Source organism: Actinacidiphila sp. bgisy167 (assembly GCF_965342175.1).
In the GTDB taxonomy this organism is placed as follows: Bacteria; Actinomycetota; Actinomycetes; order Streptomycetales; family Streptomycetaceae; genus Actinacidiphila.
In genome coordinates this window covers 23,407-45,260 of record NZ_CBDRBL010000030.1, presented here as the reverse complement: position 1 = coordinate 45,260, position 21,854 = coordinate 23,407, and the positions used below count along the sequence as shown (strand labels likewise).

Annotated in this window: 18 protein-coding genes, 1 tRNA gene, 1 other RNA gene and 1 pseudogene; 18 read left to right on the top strand and 3 right to left on the bottom strand. The window is 73.9% G+C overall.

Features of this window, described 5'->3' with window-relative positions; genetic code table 11:
- Nucleotides 1-91: 91 nt before the first annotated feature.
- The 6 genes and pseudogenes from ssrA to ACRWND_RS14615 all read left to right on the top strand — a co-directional run bounded on the left by ssrA (nucleotide 92) and on the right by ACRWND_RS14615 (nucleotide 5,981).
- Nucleotides 92-479, top strand: a transfer-messenger RNA (tmRNA) gene (gene ssrA / locus ACRWND_RS14640).
- A gap of 123 nt (nucleotides 480-602) precedes the next feature.
- Nucleotides 603-776: a hypothetical protein gene (locus tag ACRWND_RS14635; RefSeq protein ID WP_431949213.1), complete on the top strand. Its 174-nt coding sequence runs from the start codon at nucleotides 603-605 to the stop codon at nucleotides 774-776.
- 192 nt (nucleotides 777-968) lie between these two features.
- Nucleotides 969-1,255, top strand: a pseudogene (locus tag ACRWND_RS14630) (winged helix-turn-helix domain-containing protein); the annotation flags it as partial.
- A 204-nt stretch (nucleotides 1,256-1,459) separates the two neighbouring features.
- Nucleotides 1,460-3,733, top strand: coding sequence for a HelD family protein (locus ACRWND_RS14625; protein ID WP_431949211.1), 2,274 nt, complete (start codon nucleotides 1,460-1,462; stop codon nucleotides 3,731-3,733).
- Between the two features lie 347 nt (nucleotides 3,734-4,080).
- Nucleotides 4,081-5,502 carry an NAD-dependent malic enzyme gene (locus tag ACRWND_RS14620; protein WP_431949209.1) on the top strand — a complete coding sequence of 474 codons (1,422 nt, stop codon included), beginning with the start codon at nucleotides 4,081-4,083 and terminating at the stop codon, nucleotides 5,500-5,502.
- A gap of 197 nt (nucleotides 5,503-5,699) precedes the next feature.
- Nucleotides 5,700-5,981 carry an HU family DNA-binding protein gene (locus tag ACRWND_RS14615; protein ID WP_319138084.1) on the top strand — a complete coding sequence of 94 codons (282 nt, stop codon included), beginning with the start codon at nucleotides 5,700-5,702 and terminating at the stop codon, nucleotides 5,979-5,981.
- Between the two features lie 85 nt (nucleotides 5,982-6,066).
- Here the strand turns inward: ACRWND_RS14615 and murA are convergent, their stop codons facing one another.
- Nucleotides 6,067-7,401, bottom strand: coding sequence for a UDP-N-acetylglucosamine 1-carboxyvinyltransferase (gene murA, locus ACRWND_RS14610; RefSeq protein ID WP_431949206.1), 1,335 nt, complete (start codon nucleotides 7,399-7,401; stop codon nucleotides 6,067-6,069).
- Between the two features lie 255 nt (nucleotides 7,402-7,656).
- Between murA and ACRWND_RS14605 the strand changes: the two genes are divergently transcribed.
- The 6 genes from ACRWND_RS14605 to ACRWND_RS14580 all read left to right on the top strand — a co-directional run bounded on the left by ACRWND_RS14605 (nucleotide 7,657) and on the right by ACRWND_RS14580 (nucleotide 15,150).
- Nucleotides 7,657-8,235, top strand: coding sequence for a YqgE/AlgH family protein (locus ACRWND_RS14605; protein WP_319138080.1), 579 nt, complete (start codon nucleotides 7,657-7,659; stop codon nucleotides 8,233-8,235).
- Nucleotides 8,236-8,246: 11 nt separating this feature from the next.
- Nucleotides 8,247-8,528, top strand: coding sequence for a DUF3039 domain-containing protein (locus ACRWND_RS14600; RefSeq protein WP_431949204.1), 282 nt, complete (start codon nucleotides 8,247-8,249; stop codon nucleotides 8,526-8,528).
- 67 nt (nucleotides 8,529-8,595) lie between these two features.
- Nucleotides 8,596-9,759 (top strand): hypothetical protein, encoded by a 1,164-nt coding sequence (locus tag ACRWND_RS14595; RefSeq protein ID WP_431949202.1) that lies wholly within the window; start codon nucleotides 8,596-8,598, stop codon nucleotides 9,757-9,759.
- A gap of 579 nt (nucleotides 9,760-10,338) precedes the next feature.
- A complete protein-coding gene (locus ACRWND_RS14590; protein ID WP_431949200.1) occupies nucleotides 10,339-11,247 on the top strand; it encodes an FAD binding domain-containing protein in 909 nt (302 codons plus the stop codon).
- On the top strand, nucleotides 11,244-12,752 hold the full coding sequence (locus ACRWND_RS14585; protein ID WP_431949198.1) for a (2Fe-2S)-binding protein: 1,509 nt from the start codon (nucleotides 11,244-11,246) through the stop codon (nucleotides 12,750-12,752). The genes ACRWND_RS14590 and ACRWND_RS14585 overlap by 4 nt, the downstream gene beginning before the upstream one ends.
- Before the next feature lie 61 nt (nucleotides 12,753-12,813).
- Nucleotides 12,814-15,150 (top strand): xanthine dehydrogenase family protein molybdopterin-binding subunit, encoded by a 2,337-nt coding sequence (locus ACRWND_RS14580; protein ID WP_431949196.1) that lies wholly within the window; start codon nucleotides 12,814-12,816, stop codon nucleotides 15,148-15,150.
- A gap of 56 nt (nucleotides 15,151-15,206) precedes the next feature.
- Here the strand turns inward: ACRWND_RS14580 and ACRWND_RS14575 are convergent.
- Both ACRWND_RS14575 and ACRWND_RS14570 read right to left on the bottom strand, forming a co-directional pair.
- A tRNA-Cys gene (locus ACRWND_RS14575) sits at nucleotides 15,207-15,278 on the bottom strand.
- 91 nt (nucleotides 15,279-15,369) lie between these two features.
- Complete coding sequence (locus ACRWND_RS14570; RefSeq protein WP_431949194.1) at nucleotides 15,370-16,239, bottom strand: alpha/beta fold hydrolase; 870 nt, start codon at nucleotides 16,237-16,239, stop codon at nucleotides 15,370-15,372.
- Between the two features lie 58 nt (nucleotides 16,240-16,297).
- Here ACRWND_RS14570 and ACRWND_RS14565 point away from each other — a divergent pair, with 58 nt between their 5' ends.
- From ACRWND_RS14565 to ACRWND_RS14540, 6 genes are all read left to right on the top strand, one after another.
- Nucleotides 16,298-17,749: an MFS transporter gene (locus ACRWND_RS14565; protein ID WP_431949192.1), complete on the top strand. Its 1,452-nt coding sequence runs from the start codon at nucleotides 16,298-16,300 to the stop codon at nucleotides 17,747-17,749.
- 31 nt (nucleotides 17,750-17,780) lie between these two features.
- On the top strand, nucleotides 17,781-17,981 hold the full coding sequence (locus tag ACRWND_RS14560; protein ID WP_431949190.1) for a hypothetical protein: 201 nt from the start codon (nucleotides 17,781-17,783) through the stop codon (nucleotides 17,979-17,981).
- Nucleotides 17,982-17,988: 7 nt separating this feature from the next.
- Nucleotides 17,989-18,150: a hypothetical protein gene (locus ACRWND_RS14555; RefSeq protein ID WP_431949188.1), complete on the top strand. Its 162-nt coding sequence runs from the start codon at nucleotides 17,989-17,991 to the stop codon at nucleotides 18,148-18,150.
- A 32-nt stretch (nucleotides 18,151-18,182) separates the two neighbouring features.
- Nucleotides 18,183-19,991, top strand: coding sequence for a DEAD/DEAH box helicase (locus ACRWND_RS14550; protein WP_431949186.1), 1,809 nt, complete (start codon nucleotides 18,183-18,185; stop codon nucleotides 19,989-19,991).
- A 330-nt stretch (nucleotides 19,992-20,321) separates the two neighbouring features.
- On the top strand, nucleotides 20,322-20,987 hold the full coding sequence (locus ACRWND_RS14545) for an IclR family transcriptional regulator (RefSeq protein WP_431949185.1): 666 nt from the start codon (nucleotides 20,322-20,324) through the stop codon (nucleotides 20,985-20,987).
- Between the two features lie 69 nt (nucleotides 20,988-21,056).
- Complete coding sequence (locus tag ACRWND_RS14540; RefSeq protein ID WP_431949183.1) at nucleotides 21,057-21,845, top strand: S16 family serine protease; 789 nt, start codon at nucleotides 21,057-21,059, stop codon at nucleotides 21,843-21,845.
- The last annotated feature ends 9 nt before the right edge of the window (nucleotides 21,846-21,854 follow it).

Genomic DNA, 21,854 nt, shown 5'->3' with positions numbered 1-21,854 from the left:
ATGCACTGGCCACCGTGCGCGTCGGTCACGTACGATGGCGTCAGCACCGCCGGACGGTCACCGCCCGGCGAGCAGCTTGAAAAATCAACATGGGGATGATCGGTTTCGACTGGGGATGTCGAAGCAGGGGAAGCGAGCCGAGGAAGCGGCAATGATCTCGTAAACCATATGCCGAAAAAAATAATCGCCAACAATAAGAGCGATTCCTCCGCCTTCGCCCTCGCTGCCTAATCAGTAGCTAAGCGAAGACTCCGCGGAGTGTCAGCCCGGGACTGTTCCCGACCCGGATCCTGGCATCAGCTAGGGAACTCAACCACTGGGCCCGGCCACGGGGCCCGGTGGGAAACCACACAGTGGCTGGGCCCGTCGGCGGCTTGTCCGCGTGACTGCCGGGGCCGAGAAAAGCACAGCGGACTGCGCTCGGAGAAGCCCTGATTCCGCACCACAGGACGCGGGTTCGATTCCCGCCATCTCCACTGACCCGCCGGAAGGCGATGTCCGCCCCGCGCACCGCGCGGGGCGGACATCGCCTTCCGGCTTTTCCGGCCGGGGACGTCAGACCCGGCGCCGGGCTCCGCGCCGCAGGGAGACAGCCGGTCTCGATGGTGTGGTGCCGCGTACTGCGCCACCTCGGACTGGACGCCCTGCTCGTGGCCGCGCGGCGCCTCGCCGACGAGGACGGCCGGCTCACCCCGCCGGACGGCGCCTGGCTGCCCGAGGCCGACGCCCGCGTCATGGCGCCCGAGGCGCTCCCAAGGAGCCAGCGCTCCGGGTGAGCGCAAGGTTGCGTGGCGGTCACCTCGGGCCATCGGGCGGAAACGCGCCGTTCCTGCTGTCGTGTGCATCACCCGACGAGCCATCAGGGCCAGGAGGCGTCATAACTGCCCCGAGCACCGCCGCTCGCAGGGGCGGCCGCTTGATCGAGCGCTGGGATCCGGAGGACGAGGAGTTCTGGGAGACCGGCGGCCGCGGGGAAGCGCCTGGAGATCCGCGGCCACGCGGCCCTCGTCGACGGCGAGCGGCGCGCCGTCCCGCCGTCCGGGATGGCCCTGCTCCGCGCGCTCGCCCGGCGCCCCGGCTGGGTCGTCTCCCGGGCCGACCTGCTCCGGGTGCTGACGGGTGCGGGGCGGGACGAGCACGCCGTCGAGACGGCGACGGCGCGGTTGCGGGCGGCGTTGGGGCGCCGGCGCTCGTCCAGACGGTGGTCAAGCGTGGTTACCGCCTGGCGCTCGATCCGGCCGCGGACGGGAAGTACGGACGCCGGGGTGATGTTCGGGTGCGGTCCCGCGGTCGTTCGGCCGGCCCGCGGTCCCGGCGTGCAGCCGGGACCCGGACCGTCCCGGGGGCACGCGCCGAGTGGGCGCGAAACGCCTGGTTGGCGTACGGTGTCAGGCTGCCCCGCTCGCCGGGGCGGCGCGCACGGCGCGTGACGTACGGAAGCACAAGAAGGGGGTCCTGCGTGGCAGCGGTCCGGGACACGGAGATCGCGGTCGAGCAGACGCATCTGGACCGGGTGTACGACCGGCTCGAGGAGAAGATCCACGAGGCGGAGTTCCTCGTGGACGACGCCGTCAAGCGAGGCCAGGTCGGCACGCCGGGTGCGCTCGCCGAGCGCGACGCCCAGGTGTTCCGAGCGGGGCTGCACCTGAACCGGCTGAACGCGGAGTTCGAGGACTTCCTCTTCGGCCGGATCGACCTGCTCCAGGGCAAGGACGGAAAGAAGGGCCCGGACGGGGCCTACACCTCCGTGGAGCCCGCCGAAGACGCGATCCGGCCCGACGGCACGGCGGACGTCGCCGAGACCCTGCACATCGGCCGGCTCGGCGTGCTGGACGCGGACTACGCGCCGCTGGTGATCGACTGGCGGGCCCCCGCGGCGGCGCCCTTCTACCGGGCGACCCCCGTCGCGCCCGGCCGCGTCGTGCGGCGGCGCGTCATCCGCTCCAAGGGGCGCAAGGTGCTGGGCGTCGAGGACGACCTGCTGCGGCCCGAGCTGACGACGGGTCTGCCGGTGGTCGGGGACGGCGCGCTGATGGCCGCGCTGGGCCAGGCGCGCAGCCACACGATGCGGGACATCGTCTCCAGCATCCAGGCCGAGCAGGACGTGGTGATCCGGGCCCCCGCGGCGTCGGTCACCGAGGTCACGGGCGGTCCCGGCACGGGCAAGACCGCCGTGGCCCTGCACCGGGCGGCGTACCTGCTGTACCAGGACCGGCGCCGGTACGCGGGCGGCATCCTGGTCGTCTCCCCGACGCCGCTGCTGGTGGCGTACACCGAGGGCGTGCTGCCCTCGCTGGGCGAGGAGGGCCAGGTCGCGATCCGTGCCGTGGGATCGCTCGTGGACGGCGCCGAGGCCACCACGTACGACGATCCGGCGGTTGCCCGGATCAAGGGCTCGCTGCGGATGCTGAAGGTGCTGCGCAAGGCCGCCCGCGGGGTGCTGGAGTGCGGGGGAGCGTCGGGGCGGTGCCCGGACCGGCTGCGGGTCGTGGCGTTCGGCCGGCGGCTGGAGCTGGACGCCGAGGAGCTGTCGGGCATCCGGCACGCCGTGCTGGGCGGCACGACTCCGGTGAACCTGCTGCGGCCCCGGGCCCGCCGTCTGCTGCTCGACGCGCTGTGGCGCAAGACCGGGCGCCGCTTCGACGATCCGGAGTTGGCCGCCGAGGAGCGGCAGGGCTTCGACGAGGACGTCTCCACCGAGCAGGAGTTCACGGACTTCCTGGCCGCGTGGTGGCCGGTGCTGACCCCGCGCGGGGTGCTGGCGGCGCTCTCCGACGAGAAGCGGCTGGGGCGCTGGTCGCGGCGGGTCCTGACGCCGCCCGAGGTGCGCCGTGTGGCGCGCTCGCTGCGCCGGCTGGACGCCGCGGGCAACGGGGCGCTGTCCGTGCACGACGTGGCGATGCTCGACGAGCTGGAGGCGCTGCTGGGCCCGCCGCCCAAGGTGCGCGCCCGCGAGGCGGACCCGCTGGATCAGCTGACCGGCCTGGAGGAGGTCACCACCTACGCCGACCGGATGGCGGGCGGGCGGCGCAGCCGGCAGGACCGGCTCGACGCGGAGCGCACCGAGTACGCGCACGTGATCGTCGACGAGGCGCAGGACCTCACCCCGATGCAGTGGCGCATGGTGGGCCGCCGCGGCCGTGCCGCGACCTGGACGGTGGTCGGCGACCCCGCGCAGAGTTCGTGGACCGACCCCGACGAGGCGGCGCTGGCCCGCGACGAGGCGCTGGGCACGCGTCCGCGCCGCCGTTTCACGCTCACCGTCAACTACCGCAACCCGGCCGAGATCGCGGATCTGGCGGCGAAGGTGCTGGCGCTCGCCATGCCGGGCAGCGAGGCGCCGCGCGCGGTGCGCTCCACGGGGCTGGTGCCCCGGTTCGTGGTGGCCGAGGGCCGCAGTCCCGGCGAGGCGGTGCGCGCGGAGGCGGAGCGGCTGCTGCGCGAGGTCGAGGGCACGGTGGGTGTGGTCGTGGCCATGGGCCGCCGTGAGGAGGCCCGGGGCTGGCTGGCGGGGCTGGGCGAGCGCGTCGTGGCGCTGGGCAGCCTGGAGGCCAAGGGCCTGGAGTACGACGCCACGCTCGTCGTCTCGCCCGCGGAGATCGCGGACGAGTCCCCGGCGGGACTGCGGGTGCTGTACGTGGCGCTGACCCGGGCCACCCAGCGGCTGACGGTGCTCTCCGGGGAGCGCGACCTGCCGGACGACGCCGGAGTCCCCGACCTGCTGCGGGACTGACGCCATGACGACGGCGGGGCGCCCCTCGGAAAGGGGCGCCCCGCCGGACGCATGTGACACCGACCCGCCATGCTCGCCTCGCGGCAAGTGGGCGCTCGAAGCGCCTATGGTTGGGCCCGGGGGCTTGGATCGAGCCGGTGCCTCACCCAGGCTAACAAACGATCCGTGATTGTCATTCCGTTCGTGCGCCGTTCCGGTGGCCGCCCCGGGAACATTAAGCACGCAAGCTTCCGTTGACCCCCCGAGCCGCTCGAGAGTCGTGCGTGGGCCCCCGGGTTTACGCGTACCCATCGGTAGGTGGGAGCATCGAGGGCGCATCAAGCAGCGACAGCGGAGGAACAGCGGCCATGGCAACGGCGCCAAGCGTCTCGTACTCAATCACGGTGCGGCTGGAGGTGCCCGCGAGCGGATCCGCGGTCAGCCAGCTCACCACGGCCGTGGAGGCCTCCGGTGGCGCGGTCCACGGCCTGGACGTGACCGCTTCAGGCCACGAGAAGCTGCGCATCGACGTGACCATCGCGGCCACCTCGACCGCGCACGCGGACGAGATCGTCGCGAAGCTCGCGCAGATCGAGGGCGTCGCGATCGGCAAGGTGTCCGACCGCACGTTCCTGATGCACCTCGGCGGCAAGATCGAGATGGCGTCGAAGCACCCCATCCGCAACCGTGACGACCTGTCCATGGTCTACACCCCCGGCGTGGCCCGGGTCTGCATGGCGATCGCCAAGAACCCCGAGGACGCCCGCCGGCTGACCATCAAGCGCAACAGCGTCGCGGTGGTCACCGACGGATCGGCCGTGCTGGGCCTCGGCAACATCGGGCCGAAGGCCGCGCTGCCGGTCATGGAGGGCAAGGCGGCGCTCTTCAAGCGCTTCGCGGGCATCGACGCCTGGCCGATCTGCCTGGACACCCAGGACACCGACGCGATCGTGGAGATCGTCAAGGCGATCGCCCCCGGCTTCGCGGGCATCAACCTGGAGGACATCTCGGCGCCCCGCTGCTTCGAGATCGAGGCCCGGCTGCGTGAGGCCCTCGACATCCCCGTCTTCCACGACGACCAGCACGGCACCGCCATCGTGGTGCTCGCGGCGCTGACCAACGCGCTGCGCGTGGTCGGCAAGCAGATCGGCGACGTGAGGGTCGTCATGTCGGGCGCGGGCGCCGCCGGCACGGCCATCCTCAAGCTGCTGCTCGCGGCGGGCGTCAAGCACGCCGTCGTCGCCGACATCCACGGCGTCGTGCACAGCGGCCGGGAGGACGTGGTCGAGGCCGGCTCCGGGTCGGTGCTGCGCTGGATCGCCGACAACACCAACCCGGAGGACATCACCGGGACCCTGCGGGAGGCGGTGCGCGGAGCTGACGTCTTCATCGGCGTCTCCGCCCCCGATGTCCTGGAGGGCGAGGACGTCGCCGCCATGGCCGACGGCGCCATCGTCTTCGCCCTGGCCAACCCGGACCCCGAGGTCGACCCCGCGATCGCCCGGGAGACCGCCGCGGTGGTCGCCACGGGCCGCAGCGACTTCCCCAACCAGATCAACAACGTGCTGGTCTTCCCCGGCGTCTTCCGCGGCCTCCTGGACGCCCAGAGCCGCACGGTCGACACTGACATGATGCTCGCCGCGGCGGCCGCCCTCGCGGACGTCGTCACCGAGGACGAGCTCAACCCGAACTACATCATCCCGAGCGTTTTCAACGACAAGGTCGCGGGCGCCGTCGCCGGCGCCGTCCGCGAGGCGGCCAAGCCTCAGGGCCTCGTCGCGGCTCCATGACGACAGAGCGTCATCGGGCCGTACACGACCCGCTTTTTGTGTGACTCTCCCGGGTGCCGGATTGGCGTTTCCCCCAGAAATAGGGGCAGGATGCGTACCTGGGCGGTGAGGGCCGCACCGCAGAAGCGCGACGAGCGTCTTCATATGCGTCTTCCCCGACGGTCGACGTTGGGGGTTTCCATGCAAGGAGTACTTAGATGAACCGCAGTGAGCTGGTGGCCGCGCTGTCCGAGCGCGCCGAGGTGACCCGCAAGGACGCCGACGCCGTTCTGGCCGCGTTCGCCGAGGTTGTCGGCGAGATCGTCGCCAAGGGCGACGAGAAGGTCACCATCCCCGGCTTCCTCACCTTCGAGCGCACCCACCGCGCCGCGCGCACCGCGCGCAACCCGCAGACCGGTGACCCGATCCAGATCCCGGCCGGCTACAGCGTGAAGGTCTCCGCGGGCTCGAAGCTCAAGGAAGCCGCCAAGGGCAAGTAATTCCGCGACTACCGCGACATGAGAAAGGGCGGCCTCCCCCGCGGGGAGGCCGCCCTTTCCTGTGTCCGGCGGCGGTGCGGCCGGGTCAGTCCGTGTCGGGCAGCTCGACCTTGGCGCCGAGCTTCTCGAGCTTCTCCATGAAGTTCTCGTAGCCGCGGTTGATCAGGTCGATGCCGTGCACCCGTGAGGTGCCCTGCGCGGCCAGGGCCGCGATCAGGTACGAGAAGCCGCCGCGCAGGTCGGGGATGACCAGGTCCGCGCCCTGCAGCTTGGTGGGGCCGCTGACGACGGCGGAGTGCAGGAAGTTGCGCCGGCCGAAGCGGCAGGGGGTGCCGCCCAGGCACTCGCGGTAGAGCTGGATGTGGGCGCCCATCTGGTTGAGGGCCGAGGTGAAGCCCAGCCGGGACTCGTAGACCGTCTCGTGGACGATGGACAGGCCCGAGGCCTGCGTGAGAGCCACGACCAGGGGCTGCTGCCAGTCGGTCTGGAAGCCGGGGTGCACGTCGGTCTCCAGGGCGATGGCGTTCAGCGGGCCGCCGGGGTGCCAGAAGCGGATGCCGTCGTCGTCGACCTCGAACGCGCCGCCGACCTTGCGGAAGACGTTGAGGAAGGTCATCATCTCGCGCTGGCTGGCGCCGCGGACGTAGATGTTGCCCTCGGTGGCCAGGGCGGCGCAGGCCCAGGAGGCGGCCTCCAGGCGGTCCGGGAGCGCGCGGTGGTTGTAGCCGCCGAGCTTGTCCACGCCGGTGATGTGGATGGTGCGGTTGGTGCCCATCGTGATGATGGCGCCCATCTTCTGCAGGACGCAGATCAGATCCTCGATCTCCGGCTCGATCGCGGCGTTGCTGAGCTCGGTGACGCCCTCGGCCAGCACCGCCGTCAGCAGCACCTGCTCGGTCGCGCCGACCGACGGGTACGGCAGTTCGATCTTGCAGCCGCGCAGCCGCTGCGGGGCCTCCAGGTACTGGCCCTCGGGACGCTTCTCGATCACGGCGCCGAACTTGCGCAGCACGTCGAAGTGGAAGTCGATCGGCCGGCCGCCGATGTCGCAGCCGCCCAGGCCCGGGATGAAGGCGTGGCCGAGGCGGTGCAGCAGCGGGCCGCAGAACAGGATCGGGATGCGGGAGGAGCCCGCGTGCGCGTCGATGTCGGCGACGTTCGCGCTCTCCACCTTGGACGGGTCGAGCACCAGTTCCCCGGGCTCGTCGCCGGCCTGCACCGTCACCCCGTGCAGCTGCAGCAGGCCCCGCACCACGCGCACGTCGCGGATGTCGGGCACATTGCGCAGCCGGCTGGGCTCGCTGCCCAGCAGGGCCGCCACCATCGCCTTCGGCACGAGGTTCTTCGCCCCGCGGACGTGGATCTCCCCCTCGAGGGGAGTGCCACCGTGGACAAGCAGTACGTCGTTAAGGCCGGCCATTGCTCTCGCGTTCCAGGAGACGGGCGGAAAGGAAGCTCGGTCCCCGCAGGCACCAAGGTGAAATGGTAAACGGCCTTCCGGCACGCGGAAGAGGGCCGAGACGTCCCACTCGTGTAATGGCTTCGCTACAGCACCCTCCGCGTCCGCCCTGTTCCGGAGGGTGTCCGCGGCCCGCGGGGCGCCTTTCCGCGCGGTTCGCGGGGAAGGAGGCCGCCCGCACCCCGTGCGACGGCGGAATGCGGGATTATGTTGCCCATGACCGAAGTGTCATCGCTCACCGGAAGACTGCTCGTCGCCACGCCCGCGCTCGCGGACCCGAACTTCGACCGGGCCGTGGTGCTGCTGCTCGACCACGACGAGGAAGGCTCGCTCGGCGTCGTGCTCAACCGGCCCACGCCGGTCGGGGTCGGCGACGTACTGGAGTCCTGGGCCGGCCTGGCCGGCGCGCCGCAGGTCGTCTTCCAGGGCGGGCCCGTCTCGCTGGACTCCGCGCTGGGCCTGGCCGTGGTGCCCGGGGAGCCGCGGGGCGGCGAGGACGCGGAGCCGCTCGGCTGGCGGCGGGTGTACGGCGCGATCGGCCTGGTGGACCTCGAGGCGCCGCCGGAGCTCCTGGCGGCCGAGCTGGGCTCCCTGCGCATCTTCGCCGGCTACGCCGGATGGGGGCCCGGCCAACTGGAGGACGAGCTCGTCGAGGGCGCCTGGTACGTCGTGGAGTCCGAACCGGGGGACGTCTTCTCGCCGGACCCCGAACAGCTGTGGCGCTCCGTACTGCGCAGGCAGCGCAGCGAACTCGCGATGGTCGCGACGTATCCGGACGATCCGTCTCTGAACTAGGCTTGCGTCCCATGAGCACTCTCGAGCCCGAGCGCGGGGCGGGCACCGGCACCCTCGTCGAGCCGACCCCGCAGGTGTCGCAAGGCGATGGCGACCACGAGCGCTTCGCGCACTATGTACAGAAGGACAAGATCATGGAGAGCGCGCTCTCCGGATCGCCGGTGGTCGCGCTGTGCGGCAAGGTGTGGGTGCCCGGCCGCGACCCCAAGAAGTACCCGGTGTGCCCGATGTGCAAGGAGATCTTCGAATCCATGCCCAGCGGCGGCGGGGACAAGGACAAGGGCGGCAAGTAGAGGCCGTCGGCACACCCGGCGGGTACGGCCGCGGTGCGGCGGCCGTACCGCGCGTGTTCGGGGGGACATGGCGCAGGACGACGCCGTCACGGCGGAGCGGGTCTTCGGGCTCTGCGAGCGGGGGCGCTTCCAGGTGGCGCACTCGCTCGTCGACGACGCCTTCGTCGCCCGCAACGGCAGCTTCGGCCACCTCGTACGCGCCCGGGTCTTCGCCTACGAGCGGCGCGCCGACCGCGCCCGGGAGGCCGTCGACTGGGCGCTGGCGTACGCGGAGGCCGGCGACCCCGACCCGCCGCTGCTGGCCGGGCTCGTCCTGCTGATGCTGGGCGACGCGCACGCCGCCCTCGGACTCGGCCTGCGGGTGGCCGCCGACGACCCCCGGGAGTGGCGCGCCCAGGTGCTGATCGCCGACTCCTGCCGGACGCTCTCCCGCCGCCCCGAGGCGGTCGCCGCCGCCCGCCGTGCGGTGCTGATCGCCCCCCGCGAGGCCGAGGCGCACGTCGCCCTCGCCCGGGCCCTGGACCTCTCGCTGCGTCCGGCCGACCGCGCCGAGCGCCGCACCGTCGCCGCCCGGGCCCTGCGACTCGGCGCCCCGGCCGCCGACGTGGCGGCGCGGCGCAGGTGGCTGCGGATCCTGCCCGTGCTTCCGGCGGTCGCGCTGGTGCTGTTCGCCGACCCCCTGGTGCTGGCCGGCGGGACGGCCGCCCTCGTGGCGCTGGCCGGCTGGCTGTGGCTGCTGCAGGCCCGCCGCTCCGGCAGCACCGGCCGGGAGCGGCTGCAGAGCGTACGCGCGGTCACCCGCGCCGAGTTGGACGGGGACCCGGCCCGCGCCCGGGCCGTGGCCCTGACCACGGCGGCCTGGCCGGCCATGCTGCCGGTCGTCACCACCGGCCTGGCGGCGGCCGCCGCCGCCGACGGCAGGCCCTGGCCGCTTCCGGCCGTCCTGTGCGCCGCCGCGGGCGCCGCCCTGGTGCTGTGCGCCGCCGCCCGTGCGGTGCGCTGGTGGTACGGAGACACCTTCCTGCGGCGCGACGCCGCGCCCAGCCGGCACGCCGTCCTCCAACTGACCGTTGTCGCGGCCCTCGTCGGCACTGTCGCGGTCCTCTCCGCGGCGCAGACGACGTCCAGGGCGGTGTGGGCCGCCGTGGCCGCGGCCCACATCCTGTGGTGCGTCGCCGGCATGCTGATCCCCGGTCTCGCACTGCACCGGGCCCGCCGCGCGGCCGGCTGAGGGATCTTCGCGCCCGGCCGGAAGCCGGTGCCGGTCCTCCCGCCGCGGCACGTCACTCCATGCCGGGACGACGTCATCCGCCACCTGGCCCTACGGGCGACGCGCCGCGTCGGAGACAGAGGTGACGGCTCGTCAAGGGGTTGCCGCACGCGCCCCCGTGGCCCGCGGTCACGGGGCGCCGCCGCCCGCATGGCCGCCTTCGACGGCGATGTGACGCACCGGGAGGCAGGCGCGGGCCACAGGGGCGTCCGCCCCGCCCTCGCGGCGGTGTCCGGGCGGCCTCGGACGCCCGATCGAGGGGCCGCCCCCGATCGTGTGAGCCCGGCGGCAAGCGCGGGCCGGTCGCCGCGGGAGATGGCAGGGTGGTGTGGCCAATCCGGCAAGACGTGTAAAGGAGTCCATTTCCATCGCAACCTGGAGAAAGCCGCGAACCGGACGAGGTCCCATCCGGAAGCCGGGTCTCCCTTTGCGACCCTCGCGTTGATCGCCCCGGAAGATGTGCCAGAGTTGCCACGTCCGGGCTGTCAGCACGTACCGTACGGCTACCGCACCGCGGACAGCCGGGGAAGGGGCAGCTGCGTGAGCACGTACGCACGGCAGGCAGCGCGCAATGTGGCGTTGCCGACCTCGCTCGACGAGGCCGTGGCGGCCTTGGCCGCCTCGCCCACCGCCGTGCCCGTCGCCGGAGGCACCGACCTCATGGCGGCCGTCAACGCCGGGCTGCTGCGTCCCGCGGGGCTGGTCGGTCTCGGGCGGATCAGCGAGATCCGCGGCTGGCAGTACGCCGACGGCGCGGCCCTGCTCGGCGCCGGCCTCACCCACGCCCGTCTGGGCCGCCCGGACTTCGCCGCGCTCATCCCCGCCCTGGCCGCCGCCGCGCGAGCCGCCGGGCCCCCGCAGATCCGCAACGCGGGCACCCTCGGCGGCAACATCGCCACCGCCGCCCCCACCGGCGACTCGCTGCCCGTGCTGGCCGCCCTGGAGGCGTCCGTCCTGGTCGCCGGACCGGACGGCAACCGCGAACTGCCGGTCAGCCACCTGCTCACCGGCATGGACCCGCTGCGGCCGGGCGAGATCCTGGCGTACGTCCGGATCCCGCTGCTGCACGCGCCGCAGACCTTCCTCAAGGCCACCGGCCGCACCGGACCCGGCCGCGCGATCGCCTCCGTCGCCGTCGTCCTGGATCCCGCCCGCCGCGGCGTACGCTGCGCGGTGGGAGCCGTCGCACCGGTGCCGCTGCGGCCGCTCGAGGCCGAACGCTGGGTCGCCGGGCTGATCGACTGGGACGGCGAGCGCACGCTGGCGCCGGAGGCCCTCACGGCCTTCGGCGAGTACGTCGCCGCCGCCTGCATCCCCGACCCGCTGCCGGCCGCGGACGGCGTGGGGGGACCTCCGGCCGCCGCCTCGGAACTGCCCCCGGCGGCCGTCCAGCTGCGGCGTACGGTGGCCGCACTGGCCCGCCGGGCGCTGGGGAGGGCACTGGCATGAGTGACGACGTGTACGACGACAGGACACCGGACGGGCGCATGACCGACCAGCCGCAGGAGGGGTCCCACCAGCAGCACGGTGGAGGATTCACCCCGGGGCACGGGGTGTGGGAGCCCTCGCCCTACGGCGATTACGACCCCGACCAGACCATGCACGTCTCCTTCGCGGCGCAGTTGTCGATGCCCGAGCCGGGCGCCGACCCGCTCGCCGCCCCCGGCCACGGCTATGCCCCCGCACCGCCAGGGGTGCCGACGGGGGGTGCCCACGCCGAGCCCGCCGTTCCGGCCGCCGGCGAGGACGCGGCCACCACGTGGGCGATCCCCGTCGTACGCGAGGACGCCGCCGCCGACGATTCCGGCGAGTACGCGATGGGCGCCTTCGCGCCCGCTCCCGGCGGCCCCGGGCCGGCGCAGCCCTGGACGGCCCCCGCCGCCCCGCAGGCGCCGCCGATGCCGCACGCGGGGCCCGCCGACGGCGGCTGGTCGCTGCCCGCGGACGCCACTGGCCGGTGGACGCTGCCGCAGACCCCGGACGGCGTCGCCGAGGAGGCCGGCGAGCACCACTTCGCGCCCGCGGCCGCCGCCGAACCCGCGGCCGCCCCCGAACCCGCGGCCGCCCCCGAACCGGTGGCCGCCCCCGAACCCGCGGCCGCCCCCGACTCCATGGCGCTCGGCGACGCCTCGGAGCCCTGGACCGAGCCGGCCGCCGGCGAGGGCCCCGCACACCCGCAGGAGCCCGTCGCGGAGTCCGCCGCGGCACCATCCGGCCAGGACCCGCAGCAGGACCCGCTGCCGGACCCGGTTGTGGACGCCGCGCAAGCCGCGGACTACGCCGCGGGCCCCGCCGCTGACCTCGCCGCGCCGCAGCCGCAGGTCGCGGAGGAAGCGGCACCGGAGGAGACGGCCGGGGAACCCGGTGCGGAGCTCGGCCCGGACGCGCACAGCGAGCACCCGGTGGACTCCTACGTCCTGAGCGTCAACGGCACCGACCGGCCCGTCACCGACGCGTGGCTCGGCGAGTCCCTGCTCTACGTGCTGCGCGAGCGCCTCGGCCTCGCCGGCGCCAAGGACGGCTGCGAGCAGGGCGAGTGCGGCGCGTGCTCTGTCAAGGTCGACGGCCGTCTCGTCGCCTCCTGCCTGGTGCCGGCGGCGACCGCCGCCGGTAGCGACATCCGCACCGTCGAGGGGCTGTCGGCCGACGGCGGCCCCTCGGACGTGCAGCGCGCGCTCGCCGAGTGCGGGGCCGTGCAGTGCGGCTTCTGCATCCCCGGCATGGCGATGACCGTGCACGACCTGCTCGAGGGCAACCACCACCCGACCGAGCTGGAGACCCGGCAGGCCATCAGCGGCAACCTCTGCCGCTGCTCCGGCTACCAGGGCGTCCTGGAGGCCGTGCGGCGGGTCGTGGCCGAGCGCGAGGAGACCGCCGCGGACGACCCCGCCGCCGACCCGGCCGACAGCGTCCGCGTCCCGCACCCGCGTCCCTCCTCCGGAGGCCCGGCGTGAACACCCCGAACCACCTGACCCGGCACCACCTCCCTGCTCGCGGCAGTGAAAGGTACGCGCGATGACGGGCCCCGACGCCGCGACGGCCACCCCGGCCGTGGGCACCCCAGCGACGGCGGCGGCCGACGCCGCCGCGCAGCAGTCCGCGCCGCACGGCATCGGCGCCTCCCTGCCGGCCACCGACAGTCTGGCCAAGGCCCAGGGCACCTACCCGTACGCCGCCGACCTGTGGGCCGAGGGCCTGCTGTGGGCGGCCGTGCTCCGCTCCCCGCACCCGCACGCCCGCATCCTGTCCGTCGACACCACGGAGGCCGCCGCCCTGCCCGGCGTGCGGGCAGTGGTGACCCACGAGGACGTCCCGGGCGACGCCACGCACGGACGCCGCGTCGCCGACCGGCCCGTCTTCGCCAAGGACACCGTCCGGCACCACGGCGAGGCCATCGCCGCCGTGGCCGCCGACCACCCCGACACCGCCCGGCTCGCCGCGGCCGCCATCCACGTCGAGTACGAGGTCCTGGAGCCGGTCATCGACCCGGAGCGGGCGTTCGCGGCGCCCCCGCTGCACCCCGACGGCAACCTCATCCGCCACATCCCGCTGCAGTTCGGCGACCCGGACGTGGTCGGCGAGGTCATCGTCGAGGGCCTGTACCGGGTGGGCCGCCAGGACCCGGCGCCGGTCGGCGCCGAGGCCGGCCTCGCCGTGCCCCGCCCCGACGGCGGCGTGGAGTTGTACGTCGCCTCCACCGACCCGCACAGCGACCGCGACCTGGCCGCCGCCTGCTTCGGGCTGGAGCCGGACCGGGTCAAGGTCGTCGTCACCGGAGTGCCCGGCGCGATGGGCGACCGCGAGGACTCCGGGGTGCAGATCCCGCTCGGGCTGCTCGCGCTGAAGACGGGCTGCCCGGTGAAGTTCGTCGCCACCCGCGAGGAGTCCTTCCTCAGCCACAGCCACCGCCACCCGACCCTGCTGCGCTACCGCCATCACGCGGACGCCGAGGGCCGGCTGGTCAAGGTCGAGGCCCAGGTGCTGCTGGACGCGGGCGCGTACGCCGACACCTCCGCCGACGCGCTCGCCGCGGCCGTGGCCTTCGCAGCCGGCCCCTACGTCGTCCCGCACGTCTTCGTCGAGGGCTGGGCGGTGCGCACCAACAACCCGCCCGCCGGGCACGTCCGGGGCGAGGGCGCGATGCAGGTCTGCGCGGCCTACGAGGGGCAGATGGACAAGCTCGCCGCCAGGCTCGGCCTGGACCCGGCGGAGATCCGCATGCGCAACGTCATGGCCACCGGCGATCTGCTGCCCACCGGCCAGACGGTCACCTGCCCGGCGCCCGTCGGCGAGCTCCTCAAGGCCGTGCGCGACGCCGACCTCCCCCCGCTGCCCGTCGACGACGACGAGTCCGAGTGGCTGCTCCCCGGCGGCCTGGAGGGCGCGGGGGAGCCGGGCGCGGTGCGCCGCGGCGTGGGCTACGCGCTGGGCATGGTCCACATGCTCGGGGCCGAGGGCACCGACGAGGTCTCCACCGCCACCGTGCGCGTCCACGACGGCGCCGCCACCGTCATCTGCGCCGCCGTCGACACCGGTCAGGGCTTCGCGACCCTGGCCCGGCAGATCGTGCAGGAGGTCCTCGGCGTCGAGGACGTCCGCGTGCTGCCCTCCGACACCGACCAGCCGCCTGCCGGCGCCGCCGCCCGCGGCCGCCACACATGGGTTTCCGGCGGCGCCGTCGAACGCGCCGCCAAGATGGTGCGCACCCAGCTGCTGCAGCCGCTGGCCGGGAAGTTCGGCATGTCGCCGGAGCTGCTCTCCATCGCCGACGGCAAGATCACCTCGTACGACGGTGTGCTCTCCACCACCGTCGAGGAGGAGCTTGCCGGCAAGGAGCTGTGGGCCACCGCGCAGTGCCGTCCGCACCCCACCGAGAGGCTCGACGACACCGGCCAGGGCGACGCTTTCGTGGGCCTCGCCTTCTGCGCCGTGCGCGCCGTGGTCGACGTCGACATCGAACTCGGCGCGGTCCGGGTCGTCGAGATGGCCGTCGCCCAGGACGTCGGCCGGGTCCTCAACCCGGCCCAGCTGCGGGCCCGCATCGAGGCCGGGGTCACCCAGGGCGTCGGCATGGCACTCATGGAGGACCTCCGCGCGCCGCGCGGCGTCATCAAGCGGCCCAACCTCACCGGGTATACGCTGCCCACCGCGCTCGACGCGCCCGCGATCCGGGTCGTCCGGCTCGTGGAGGAACGCGACGTGCTCGCCCCCTTCGGCGCCAAGGCCGCCAGCGCGGTCCCCGTCGTCGTCTCCCCGGCCGCCGTCGCCTCCGCCGTCCGCGCGGCCACCGGCCGCCCGGTCAGCCGCCTCCCCATCCGCCCCCAGCACGCGGTGGTCCGCCCGCAGGGCTGACCCACCGCCAGACACCCCGAGGGGCCCGGTCCGTGCGGACCGGGCCCTTCGCGCGGAGGCCGTGGCGGGAATCGAACCCACGTCACTCGATGTGCAGTCGAGCCCCTGAAGCACTCGGGCACACGGCCGTGCGTCGTCGACGTGCATCGACCACAGGCGCGGCCCCCGGGAGGGGGTCAACGCTTCCGGGCGGCCCGCAACAGGACTGCCCCACCCCGTTCATGAACCGCCGGGGACAGCCGCGCCCGACAGGAACTCCTCCACCACCGAGCGGAACAGCTCGGGTTCGTCCACCCACGGGAAGTGCCCGACGGCGTGCAGCGGGCGAAGCCGGGCGTGCGGGAAGCAGGCCGCGACGGCCTCGCCCGCGCGCATGCCGGTGACGGCGTCGCGGTCGCCGGTCAGGACCAGGACCGGGCAGGTCACCTCGCGCAGACGGGCCAGCACGGCGCGCCGGCCCGGTTCGTCCACGCCCTGCCAGAAGCCGGCCCGGGGCACCGGGTGCAACTGGCCGCCCTCGGCGGCGGCGTGGGCGCGCTGGCGCTCGCCCCAGTGCCCGTACGCCATCGGCGCGATCCGCAGCAGCAGCGCGCGGACCCGGTCGAGGTCGTCGGCGCTCTCCAGTTCGGCGAGGGCGGCGACCGCCTCCGGCCACCAGGGTTCGCCGACGCGGCTCTCGAAGATCTCCCGGGCGTCGTCGGGCAGCTCGCCCTGCAGCCGGGAGCCCGGGGCGACCAGCACCAGGTGCGTCAGCCGCTCCGGGTAGGCGGCGGCGTACGCCTGCGCGGTCGCCGCGGCGGCGTCGTGCGCGAGCAGGGCGAAACGCTCCAGACCCAGGTGCCCGCGCAGCGCCTCGACGTCCTGGGCGAGTCGCGGGAAGGAGTAGGCGAGCGGATCGCCGGCCGGCGGGCTGCCTCCGGTGCCCCGGCTGTCCGGGACCACCAGCCGCCGGCCCCCGTCCAGCCCGCCCAGGCCGCCCAGGTAGGCCGCGTCCCGTCCCGGGCCGCCGGCGAGGGCGAGCAGGACGGGCCCCTCGCCGGTGTCCGCGTAGGCGAGCTCGGTTCCGTCGTACGTCGTGTAGTGCGGCATGGCCTACGCCTTCCCCGCCCGCGCCGCTTCTCGCGCCGCCGTCCGGGGACCGATCGGGATGCCAGGGGTGCAGGGCTGTTTGACCCCTTACCCTGTCGTGGTGACCACCGCAGAGACCGAGCCGGTATCCGGCCCCGCAGGCATGCCCTTCGCCGCTCCGGACGCCGGCACCGACACCGTGCTGGGCGGCCGCTACCGCGCGCTGACCCTCGCGATGGTCTCCGTCGTCCTGCTCATCGCCTTCGAGGCCACGGCCGTCGGCACCGCCATGCCCGTGGCCGCGCGCGAGCTGGACGGGCTGCCGCTGTACGCCTTCGCCTTCTCCGGTTACTTCACCACCTCCCTCTTCGCGATGGTCGTCAGCGGCCAGTGGTGCGACCGCACCGGCCCGCTCGCGCCGCTCGTCGCCGGCATCGGCGCCTTCGCCGTCGGGCTGGCCGTGTCCGGCACCGCCCAGTCCATGTGGCCGTTCGTACTGGGCCGCGCCGTGCAGGGCATCGGCGGCGGGCTCGTCATCGTCGCCCTGTACGTCATCGTCGGCCTCGCCTACCCCGAACGCCTGCGGCCCGCGGTGATGGCCGCCTTCGCCGCGTCCTGGGTGCTGCCCTCCATCGTCGGGCCGCTCGTGGCCGGCACGGTCACCGAGCAGTTCGGCTGGCGCTGGGTCTTCCTGGCCATCCCCGTACTCGTCGTGCTCCCGCTGCTGATGGGCCTGCCCGCGCTGCGCCGCACCTCCCTGCGGCGGCCCCCGGACGACCGCAAGGCTCTGGACCGCCGCCGGCTGTGCCTGGCGTTCGCCGTCTCCGCCGGCGCCGGGCTGCTGCAGTACGCCGGGCAGGACCTGCGGCCGCTGTCGCTGGTCTTCGCCCTGGCGGGTGCCGTGCTCGTCGTCCCGGCCGCGCTGCGACTGCTGCCCCGGGGCACCTTCCGCGCGGCTCGCGGACTGCCGGCCGTGGTGCTGCTGCGCGGGGTGGCTTCCGGCACGTTCCTCGGCGCCGAGAGCTTCGTCCCGGTGATGCTCGTCACACAGCGGCACATGTCGCCGACCCTCGCCGGGCTCTCCCTGGCCGGCGGCGGGGTCACCTGGGGCATCGGCTCCTGGCTCCAGGGCCGCCCGCGCCTGGAGCCGCACCGCGAACGCCTCGTCGTCCTCGGCATGTTCCTCATGGCCGCCGCGATCGCCGGCGCCGCCCTGACGCTGCTGGACGCCGCCCCCGCCTGGACCGCGGCCGCGGCGTGGGCCGTGGGGGGCATCGGCGCGGGCCTGGTCATCTCCTCCCTGAGCGTCATCCTCTTCAAGCTCTCGCCACCCTCCGAGGCCGGCGCCAACTCCGCCGCCCTCCAGGTCTCCGACGCCCTGGCCAGCGTCGTCCTCGTCGCCGCCGCGGGCACCGTCTTCGCCGCCCTCGGCGGGGCGGCGGGCGCCTTCACGGCCGTCCTCCTGCCCCTGGCCTTCCTCGCCCTCGCGGGCGTCGGCGTGGCGGCGCGGCTGCGCCTGAAAACGGGGTGAGGCGGGAGCGCGGGGAGGTTACCGTCCCGGTGTGAAAGAGCTGACCGTCGTATTCACCGACGCCGAGTGGGAGTCCCTGAGCGACCTCGCCGACGCGCACGGCGTGCCGGTCGCGGAGTTCGTGCGCGCGGCGGTACGGGCGTACCAGGCCGCCGAGGCCGTGCGTGTCCGCGCCGCAGGGGAGGCGTACGCCTCCGCCCACGCGGACCTGCTGCGCAGGCTGGGGGAGTGAGGTGACCATGCGCCACCTCACCCTCGCCGAGGTCACGGACCTCGCCCGCCTGGCCTGCGGCGGGGAGCCGCCCGCGCTGCGCGAGCCCGGGCTGAGCCCCAGCAAGACCGCCGCCGCCAGCCACGCCGTCCGCTTGCACGACCCCGGGCCGAGCGCCAGTAGGCTGTGACGGTTGTCGTACCCGACCCGTCACCGGAGACCGTGACTACCACCGCCCCGCACAGCGCCAGCAACTCGCACTCGCACCACCTGTCGCCCGCCTTCCCCGGCCGCGCCCCCTGGGGCACGGCCGGCAAGCTGCGCGCCTGGCAGCAGGGTGCCCTGGACCGGTACATCGCGACGCAGCCACGTGACTTCCTGGCCGTCGCGACCCCCGGCGCCGGCAAGACGACCTTCGCGCTCACCCTCGCCTCGTATCTGCTGCACAACCACCTCGTGCAGCAGATCACCGTCGTCGCCCCCACCGAGCACCTGAAGAAGCAGTGGGCGGAGGCCGCGGCCCGGATAGGCATCAGGCTGGACCCGGAGTACAGCGCGGGGCCGCTCGGCAAGGAGTACCACGGGGTCGCGGTGACCTACGCGGGCGTCGGCGTGCGCCCGATGCTGCACCGCAACCGCTGCGAGCAGCGCAAGACGCTGGTGATCCTGGACGAGATCCACCACGCGGGCGACAGCCGGTCCTGGGGCGAGGCGTGCCTGGAGGCCTTCGAGCCGGCGACCAGACGGCTGGCGCTGACCGGGACGCCCTTCCGGTCGGACACCAACCCGATCCCGTTCGTGACGTACGAGGAGGGCAACGACGGCATCCGCCGCTCGTCGGCCGACTACACCTACGGTTACGGCAACGCGCTCGCCGACGGTGTCGTGCGGCCTGTGATCTTCCTCTCCTACAGCGGCACCATGCGCTGGCGTACGAAGGCCGGCGACGAGCTCTCCGCACGGCTCGGCGAACCCATGACCAAGGACGCGATCAGCCAGGCGTGGCGGACCGCGCTGGCGCCGACCGGCGAGTGGATCCCGAACGTGCTGCGCGCCGCGGACCAGCGGCTGACGGAGGTCCGCAAGTCCATCCCGGACGCCGGTGCGCTGGTGATCGCCACCGATCAGGACTCCGCCCGCGCGTACGCCAAGCTCATCCGGGAGATCACCGGGCACAAGGCGACGCTGGTGCTCTCCGACGACGCGGGAGCGTCCTCCCGGATCGAGGAGTTCAGCGCGAGCGACGACCGGTGGATGGTCGCGGTCCGCATGGTGTCGGAGGGCGTGGACGTCCCGCGGCTGGCCGTCGGGGTCTATGCGACGACCATCTCCACGCCGCTGTTCTTCGCGCAGGCGGTGGGCCGTTTCGTACGGTCCCGCCGGCGCGGCGAGACGGCCTCGGTCTTCCTGCCCACCATCCCCATGCTGCTGGGCTTCGCGAACGAGATGGAGGTCGAGCGCGACCACGCCCTCGACAAGCCCAGGAAGGAGGGCGAGGAGGACCCGTACGCGGAGTCCGAGAAGGAGCTGGCGGAGGCCGAGAAGCAGCAGGACGAGGACACCGGCGAGCAGGACATGCTGCCCTTCGAGGCGCTCGAGTCCGACGCCGTCTTCGACCGGGTGCTCTATGACGGCGCCGAGTTCGGCATGCAGGCCCACCCGGGCAGCGAGGAGGAGCAGGACTATCTGGGCATTCCGGGTCTTCTCGAGCCGGACCAGGTGCAGTTGCTGTTGCAGAAGCGGCAGGCCCGGCAGATCGCGCACAGCCGGAAGAAGCCGGACAGCGAGGCGGACCTGCTGGAACTCCCCGCCGAGCGGCGGCCGATCGTCACGCACAAGGAGCTGCTGGAGCTGCGCAAGCAGCTGAACACGCTGGTCGCGGCGTACAACCACCAGAGCGGCAAGCCGCACGGCGTCATCCACAACGAGCTGCGCCGGGTGTGCGGCGGTCCGCCGAGCGCGGAGGCGACGGCGGGGCAGCTCCACGAGCGCATCAAGAAGGTCCGGGAATGGGCGACCCGGATGCGCTGAGCGGCGGTCGTGGGCTCAGGCGCGGTGCGCCTCCCTGATTCTGACGTATCGTCAGCGATGCCGCGGATCCTGCGGCCGTTGGGGAGGTTCGGCGGAGGATTTGCGGTGGCGGCTCCAACCGACCGGCTCGCGTGACCGGATTGTGGACGAAGTCTTCCGCTCAGCGGTACCCGCTCGCTAGCGTTCCGGTCACGCAACGCGCCGTGGCAGTGGAGCCTCGGGGCGCCAGCCGGTACCGCCAGGCCGGTGGCCACTCCGCGCTCTGCCGCGGGACCGCCAGTGCTCCCGCCGTGCGAGATGAGCCGCCACTCACACGATTAAGGGGGCGTCGTGACCGCGGAGACCTCTCAGACACTTGATCGGGGCCTGCGGGTCCTGAAGCTGCTGGCCGACACCGACCACGGGCTGACCGTCACGGAACTGGCGATGAAGCTGGGCGTCAACCGCACGGTGGTCTACCGCCTCCTCGCCACCCTGGAACTGCACTCCCTGGTCCGCCGCGACCTCGGCGGGCGCGCCCGCGTCGGGCTCGGTGTGCTGCGGCTGGCACACCAGGTGCACCCGCTGCTGCGCGAGGCCGCGCTGCCCGCCCTGCGCTCCCTCGCCGAGGACATCGGGGCCACCGCCCACCTCACCCTCGTCGACGGCAGCGAGGCGCTGGCCGTGGCGGTCGTCGAGCCGAGCTGGACCGACTACCACGTCGCCTACCGCACCGGCTTCCGGCACTCCCTGGAGCGCGGCGCCGCGGGCCGGGCGATCCTGGCCGGGCGCAGCCTGCAGCCCTTCGAGCCCGATCCGCGCTGCTGCGAGGGCCCCGGCTACGTCCTCACCCACGGCGAGCTGGAGGCCGGCGCGAGCGGCGCCGCGGCCCCGCTGGTGGGGGTGCCGGGCGTGGAGGGCAGCGTCGGTGTGGTGATGCTGTCCGACGCGGTACCCGAACGGGTGGGCCCGCGGGTCGTCGAGGCGGCGGTGGAGGTCGCCGACGCCCTGCGGTGAGGGTTCGCGCGGGGGTGGGGCGCACCGGGCTCCGGCACGCCGGCCGCCGCCGTGAACTACATTCACCTCATGCCTTTCGTCTCCGCCCGGAACCGGATCCTCGCCCTCTGCGCCGCGCTCGTGGCCGTGCTGCTGGCGGTGGCCCTGTTCGCGCCGCTGCCGATCTCGATCGTCATGCCGGGGCTCACGGCCGACGTGCTCGGCGACGACCAGGGCAAGCCGGTGATCACGATCACCGGCACCGAGACCCGCGAGACCTCGGGGCAGTTGCGGATGACGACCATCGCGGCGACCAACCCGGACGCGGTCGTCCGCTTCGATGACGTCCTCACGGCCTGGTTCGCCACCGACCAGGCCGTGATGCCGCGCGACGCGGTGTACCCGACCGGCGGCACGGTCAAGGAGATCGAGCGCCACAACCGGGCGGAGATGACGGAGTCCCAGCAGGACGCGACCGCCGCGGCCCTGCGGCAGCTGCGGCTGTCCCCCTCGGAGGTCGACGTCACCCTCCACCTCGCGGACGTCGGCGGGCCCAGCGCGGGCCTGATGTTCAGCCTGGGCATCATCGACAAGATCGAGGGCAACGGCCGCGGCGGCGACCTCACCGGCGGCCGCAGGATCGCCGGCACGGGGACGATCACCGCCGACGGCAAGGTCGGGCCGGTCGGCGGTGTCCCGCTCAAGGAGCAGGCCGCGCGGCGCGACGGCGCGACCGTCTTCCTCGTCCCGAAGGCCGAGTGCGCCGACGCCAAGTCCGAACTCCCCAAGGGACTGCGGCTGGTGCCCGTCACCACCCTCGACGGCGCGGTCGACGCCCTGGAAGCCCTCGACACCGGAGGCAAGGTCCCCAGCTGCTGAGGCCCGCCC

What these genes read in the sequence shown, in the direction of transcription:
- ACRWND_RS14635 (WP_431949213.1), top strand. Translation starts at nt 603, where the DNA reads ATGGTGTGGTGCCGCGTACTGCGCCACCTCGGACTGGACGCCCTGCTC.
- ACRWND_RS14620 (WP_431949209.1), top strand. Translation starts at nt 4,081, where the DNA reads ATGGCAACGGCGCCAAGCGTCTCGTACTCAATCACGGTGCGGCTGGAG.
- ACRWND_RS14615 (WP_319138084.1), top strand. Translation starts at nt 5,700, where the DNA reads ATGAACCGCAGTGAGCTGGTGGCCGCGCTGTCCGAGCGCGCCGAGGTG.
- murA (WP_431949206.1), bottom strand. Translation starts at nt 7,401, where the DNA reads ATGGCCGGCCTTAACGACGTACTGCTTGTCCACGGTGGCACTCCCCTC.
- ACRWND_RS14605 (WP_319138080.1), top strand. Translation starts at nt 7,657, where the DNA reads ATGACCGAAGTGTCATCGCTCACCGGAAGACTGCTCGTCGCCACGCCC.
- ACRWND_RS14600 (WP_431949204.1), top strand. Translation starts at nt 8,247, where the DNA reads ATGAGCACTCTCGAGCCCGAGCGCGGGGCGGGCACCGGCACCCTCGTC.
- ACRWND_RS14595 (WP_431949202.1), top strand. Translation starts at nt 8,596, where the DNA reads ATGGCGCAGGACGACGCCGTCACGGCGGAGCGGGTCTTCGGGCTCTGC.
- ACRWND_RS14585 (WP_431949198.1), top strand. Translation starts at nt 11,244, where the DNA reads ATGAGTGACGACGTGTACGACGACAGGACACCGGACGGGCGCATGACC.
- ACRWND_RS14580 (WP_431949196.1), top strand. Translation starts at nt 12,814, where the DNA reads ATGACGGGCCCCGACGCCGCGACGGCCACCCCGGCCGTGGGCACCCCA.
- ACRWND_RS14570 (WP_431949194.1), bottom strand. Translation starts at nt 16,239, where the DNA reads ATGCCGCACTACACGACGTACGACGGAACCGAGCTCGCCTACGCGGAC.
- ACRWND_RS14565 (WP_431949192.1), top strand. Translation starts at nt 16,298, where the DNA reads ATGCCAGGGGTGCAGGGCTGTTTGACCCCTTACCCTGTCGTGGTGACC.
- ACRWND_RS14555 (WP_431949188.1), top strand. Translation starts at nt 17,989, where the DNA reads ATGCGCCACCTCACCCTCGCCGAGGTCACGGACCTCGCCCGCCTGGCC.
- ACRWND_RS14540 (WP_431949183.1), top strand. Translation starts at nt 21,057, where the DNA reads ATGCCTTTCGTCTCCGCCCGGAACCGGATCCTCGCCCTCTGCGCCGCG.